General features: G+C 71.2%; 4 protein-coding genes. 2 read left to right on the top strand and 2 right to left on the bottom strand.

The window, feature by feature from the left end:
- A partial coding sequence (locus tag R6V09_RS51705) for a helix-turn-helix transcriptional regulator (protein ID WP_317888337.1) occupies positions 1 to 284 on the top strand: 284 nt, incomplete at its 5' end.
- 78 nt (positions 285 to 362) lie between these two features.
- On the opposite strand, the gene R6V09_RS51700 is transcribed toward R6V09_RS51705, so the two are convergent.
- Positions 363 to 575: an EF-hand domain-containing protein gene (locus R6V09_RS51700; protein ID WP_019074489.1), complete on the bottom strand. Its 213-nt coding sequence runs from the start codon at positions 573 to 575 to the stop codon at positions 363 to 365.
- A 48-nt stretch (positions 576 to 623) separates the two neighbouring features.
- Positions 624 to 1,541 carry a MerR family transcriptional regulator gene (locus R6V09_RS51695; protein WP_317888336.1) on the bottom strand — a complete coding sequence of 306 codons (918 nt, stop codon included), beginning with the start codon at positions 1,539 to 1,541 and terminating at the stop codon, positions 624 to 626.
- A 57-nt stretch (positions 1,542 to 1,598) separates the two neighbouring features.
- Between R6V09_RS51695 and R6V09_RS51690 the strand changes: the two genes are divergently transcribed.
- A partial coding sequence (locus R6V09_RS51690; RefSeq protein ID WP_317888335.1) for a GNAT family N-acetyltransferase occupies positions 1,599 to 2,135 on the top strand: 537 nt, incomplete at its 3' end.

The raw sequence follows: 2,135 nt of genomic DNA, 5'->3' as shown, positions 1-2,135 counted from the left end.
ACGCGGACCCGGCCCACCCGTGGACGGTGGAGGAACTCGGCACCCGCGCCGGCCTGTCCCGGGCCGCCTTCGCCCGCCGGTTCGCGACGCTGGTGGGCGAGCCGCCGCTGACGTATCTGACCTGGTGGCGGATGATCACGGCGGGACGGCTGCTGCGCGAGGACGACATGCCGTTGCGACTGGTGGCCCAACGGGCGGGCTACACCTCGGAGTTCGCGTTCGCCAAGGCGTTCAAGCGGGAGTACGGGGTGGCGCCGGGGCAGTACCGGAAGCGAGCCTCCTAGCCCCGGGACCTGACGGAAACGGAAAGGGCGCCCGTCCACCGAAGGACGGGCGCCCCTTCCGCTCGGGTTGCTCCCGGGTCACTTGTTCAGGTGGGCCCAGAACTCGTCGAACGACAGGACCTTGTCCCCGTTGAGGTCCCGCGTCTTGATGATGGCCTCGGCGACCGCCTCGGTCACGTTCCAGTCGCCTCCCTGTGCCAGGGCGGTCTTGAACTCGGCCGCGGTGATGAAGCCGTCACCGTCCGTGTCGATCCGCTGGAAATGCTTGCGTGCTTCCTCGATGTCCGCCACCGGATCCGCCCCTTCGTAACGCTTTACTGCCTGTTGACGGAGGCCAGGTTAACCGGCCACGCGCGCACGCAGTGCGGCGACCACCCACGCGAACTCCTCCCGGTGCGCTCCGGCGGGCCCGCGGCCCTTCACCGTGGACAGCAACTCCCGGTACCGGGCGAGCCTGTCGTTGGCCACCGACTCCATCCGTTCGAGCACGACGGCCGGGTCACCGCCGTCCCCCAGCACCTCCCGTACGATCTCCGCCGCCTCCGGCGACTCGGGGGCGACACCCCGCTGCAGCGCCTCCCCGCCCAGCTGCACCAGGCGCATGGGGAACCAGGTGGCACGCCCGGGTGCGACGCTGCGGGCCTGGTCCCCCGCGTTGAACTCCATGACCTCCCGCATCTGCCCCCGGAACTCCGGGTCCTGCACCATTTCCGCCAACTCCACCCAGGCGTCGGCCTGTTCGGGGGTCGGGTCGTCCGGCAGGTCCACCGCGATGGTGCGCATCCGCTCCTCGATGGACGGATCCACGGTGTCGAGGCCGTGGAACAGCTCGTCCACGAACTCCTCCATGATCCGCCTGCGTTCGGCTGCCGACAGCCGCGCCAGCTTGTTCATGAGCGTCATCTCCTCTGCGGTCGAACCGCGTCGCGCCACGGTCGACAGCACCGCCCTGGTCACCCGCAGCGCACGGATCTGCGCGTCCAGCGCCACCACATGGGCGGCGGCCACTTCCGCGACCGTCGTCTCGCCCGCCAGCACCCTGCGTACATCGTCCAGGCCGAGGCCCAACTCGCGCAGGGTGCGGATCAGTTCGAGGCGGGCGGCGCACTCGGCGTCGTAGAGCCGATAGCCGCCGGCGGAGCGGGTCACCGGGGTGAGGACGCCCTCGTCCGACCAGTAGCGGATGGTGCGCACGGTCAGTCCGGTGGCCCTGGCCAGCTCCCCGATGGTGAGCAGTGCGGTGCCGTCGTCGATCATGTCGCGAGTGTGGGCCTTCCAGTGGGTGGAGACTCAAGGAGTGCGAGGAGCACGGTGATGGAGACTCTGCGGGACATTCTCGACGCGGTGGCGCGGGGTGTCTTCCCACCGCCGGACGGCCGTACGACCGTCGTGCCGCAGGCGTCCGAGCGGGACGCGGGGGTGTTCGCCTTCACCGCGCACGCGGTGGTCTTCACGGACGAGGATCCGCAGTGGGTCTACGACACCCTGGCCGCCGTGCCGTGCGACGCTCCCCCAGAGGGGGCACCCCCAGCGGCGCCGATGAACCCGCGGTTCCTGACGGCCCTGCTCGACCGGACGGGCCGTAGGTCGGAGAACGTCGACGCGATGCTCGTGGGCTCCCCGCTGCCGGGCGAACCGCCGCTCCCGCTGCAGGAGATCACGGACGGCGACCATCCGAGGATCGTGTACGCCCGCGGCCGGCGCGACGAGGTGCGCGCGTGGACGGCGGACGGCGGGGTGCTGGTCATGGGCCGCGGGATCGCGGGCCGACTGGAGGTCTCGGTCGAGATCGAGGAGGGCGTACGGCACCGGGGGCTGGGGCGCTCGCTGGTGGCCGCCGCGCGGCAGCTG

It is taken from the genome of Streptomyces sp. W16, assembly GCF_033194735.1.
Classification (GTDB): domain Bacteria; phylum Actinomycetota; class Actinomycetes; order Streptomycetales; family Streptomycetaceae; genus Streptomyces.
This window is presented reverse-complemented; position numbering and strand designations above follow the sequence as displayed.

Bases quoted from the DNA above. Each gene is read 5' to 3' on its own strand.
- R6V09_RS51695 (WP_317888336.1), bottom strand. From the start codon at position 1,541: ATGATCGACGACGGCACCGCACTGCTCACCATCGGGGAGCTGGCCAGG.